This is a genomic window from uncultured Nevskia sp. (genome assembly GCF_903885465.1).
Classification (GTDB): Bacteria; Pseudomonadota; Gammaproteobacteria; order Nevskiales; family Nevskiaceae; genus Nevskia.
Genome location: NZ_CAISIQ010000217.1, coordinates 1 through 2,373 on the forward strand (window position 1 = coordinate 1; position 2,373 = coordinate 2,373).

The following is a 2,373-nucleotide window of genomic DNA, read 5'->3' on the forward strand; positions in this document are numbered from 1 at the left end:
CCATCAGCCAGCAACTGGCCCTTGTGGGCCAGCAGCAACCTCGGAATGATTTCGGCCTCGATGGTGCGGATCAGCGGCAGATACTGCTGCTCGATCGCACTGCGCATCGCCCCTTCTGCGGCTTCGCCACGGTGATCCGAAACCCTGCCCGAAAGCACAGCTTCTCTTGCTGATGTCAGCCCTAGCATTTGATTTCTCCTCCAAAATCAAAACGCTGTAGTGACCCTCTGCATCGGCGTAGGGCCGACAGCTTCAGTCGATGCTGAAGCCTTGTTCGATCCGTGGCACGAATGACTGCGCTGACGCGGCGGGCTTGTTGCTCTGGCGGCATTCCGTCAAGCCTCCGAATTGTTGCATCCGAAAACTGGACGGTCAAAACCAGTTATTGAGCTTTGCATAGCCGATTCCGATTGTCACTATTTAATTACGTCAATTTTAGTTGACAGTCTGTTTTCGCCGGACTAGATTGCCTCCAAGGCCTCACCGACCGCGGAGAGAAAGGCATGCAACACGGGGGAACCAGTACCAGAGCACGCAGACCGCTCTACTCCCCGGCGGAGCGGCTGCGGCGCGATGCCAGCGGCTGGACCCTGGTGCAAGGGCTGCTCGCTCCGCTGCAGTTCCTGGTGTTCCTGGTCAGCCTGGTGCTGGTGCTGCGTTTCCTGACCACCGGCCAGGGCGAAACGGCAGCCACGCTGTCGATCGTGGTCAAGACGCTGACGCTCTACACGATCATGGTCACCGGCGCGATCTGGGAGAAAGTCGTCTTCGGCCGATACCTGTTCGCCCCGGCGTTCTGGTGGGAAGACGCGGTCAGCATGCTGGTGATCGCGCTGCATACCGCCTATCTCTGGGCACTGTGGACCCACGCCCTGAGCGTCACCCAGCTGATGGTGCTGGCGCTGGTCGCCTACGCCACTTACGTGATCAACGCCGCGCAGTTCGTCTGGAAACTGCGGATGGCCAGGCTCGACGCCGCCCGTTCCTCGTTCACGGCGCCAATCGGGGCACTCGCCAAATGAGCGCTGCCCTCGCCGCTGTCCCGGTGGTCGTTCGCCCGAAAGCTGCCGGCGGTTGCAGTGATGCGCCGGTGCTGAAGGAACGTGGTCAGCGGGAGGTGTTCTGCGGACTGACCGGCATCATCTGGCTGCATCGCAAGATCCAGGACGCGTTCTTCCTGATCGTCGGCTCGCGGACCTGCGCGCACCTGATGCAGTCCGCTGCCGGCGTGATGATCTTTGCCGAGCCGCGCTTCGGCACCGCGATCATCGACGAGCGCGATCTGGCCGGCATGTCCGACGCCAATGACGAACTCGATCGCGTGGTCGCTCAGCTGCTGTCGCGCCGGCCGGATATCAAGCTGCTGTTCCTGGTCGGCTCCTGTCCTTCGGAAGTGATCAAGCTCGATCTATCGCGCGCCGCCGAACGTCTGGGCCGCAGCTACACACCGAACGTGCGGGTGCTGAACTACTCCGGCAGCGGTATCGAAACCACCTTCACGCAGGGCGAAGATGCTTGTCTCGCCGCGCTGGTTCCCGGCTTGCCGGCGACCACCGCGAAATCGCTGATGGTGGTTGGCGCGCTGGCCGATGTCGTTGAAGACCAGTTCCGCCGTCTGTTCGCAGCGATCGGCATTGCCGATGTCCAGTTTCTGCCGCCACGCCGCTCGACCTTGCTGCCGGTGGTGGGTCCGAACACGAAATATCTGCTGGCGCAGCCATTCCTGGCCGATACCGCCCGAGCGCTCGAAGCGCGCGGCGCCACCCGTCTCGAAGCGCCGTTTCCGCTAGGCGTCGAAGGCACAACGGCCTGGTTCGAAGCTGCGGCTCGCGAATGGAATATCCCGGACACGAAATTCCAGGCGGCAATCGCACCCGCGGCGACGCGAGCCACCGCCGCCCTTGGCCGTATCCGTCATCAACTCGCCGGCAAGCGCATCTTCTTCTTCCCGGACTCGCAGCTGGAAATTCCGCTGGCGCGCTTTCTATCGCGCGAGCTGGACATGAATCTGGTCGAGGTCGGCACGCCGTTCCTGCATCGTCAGCATCTGGCCACCGAGCTGGACATGCTCCCGGCCGGAACCATGCTCAGCGAAGGCCAGCATGTCGAGAATCAGCTTGATCGCTGCCGCGCCGCGCAACCGGACATCGTGGTCTGCGGGCTCGGCCTCGCCAACCCGCTGGAAGCGGAAGGCATGACCACCAAGTGGGCGATCGAACTGGTGTTCACACCGATCCAGGGCTACGAACAGGCCGCCGATCTCGCCGAGCTGTTCGCCCGGCCGCTGGTTCGCCGCGCAAGACTGGCCGCCTGACGCCATGCAACTGACCGTCTGGACTTACGAAGGCCCGCCGCATGTCGGCGCGATGCGCA

The 2,373-nt window shown here is 63.1% G+C and carries 2 protein-coding genes; both read left to right on the top strand.

The window, feature by feature from the left end; all coding sequences use genetic code 11:
- The first annotated feature begins 503 nt into the window (after positions 1-503).
- A complete protein-coding gene (bchF, locus tag QZY06_RS08160; RefSeq protein ID WP_295682671.1) occupies positions 504-1,022 on the top strand; it encodes a 2-vinyl bacteriochlorophyllide hydratase in 519 nt (172 codons plus the stop codon).
- A complete protein-coding gene (locus QZY06_RS08165; RefSeq protein ID WP_295682674.1) occupies positions 1,019-2,314 on the top strand; it encodes a ferredoxin:protochlorophyllide reductase (ATP-dependent) subunit N in 1,296 nt (431 codons plus the stop codon). The genes bchF and QZY06_RS08165 overlap by 4 nt, the downstream gene beginning before the upstream one ends.
- Positions 2,315-2,373 lie beyond the last annotated feature (59 nt).

What these genes read in the sequence shown, in the direction of transcription:
- bchF (WP_295682671.1), top strand. Translation starts at nt 504, where the DNA reads ATGCAACACGGGGGAACCAGTACCAGAGCACGCAGACCGCTCTACTCC.
- QZY06_RS08165 (WP_295682674.1), top strand. Translation starts at nt 1,019, where the DNA reads ATGAGCGCTGCCCTCGCCGCTGTCCCGGTGGTCGTTCGCCCGAAAGCT.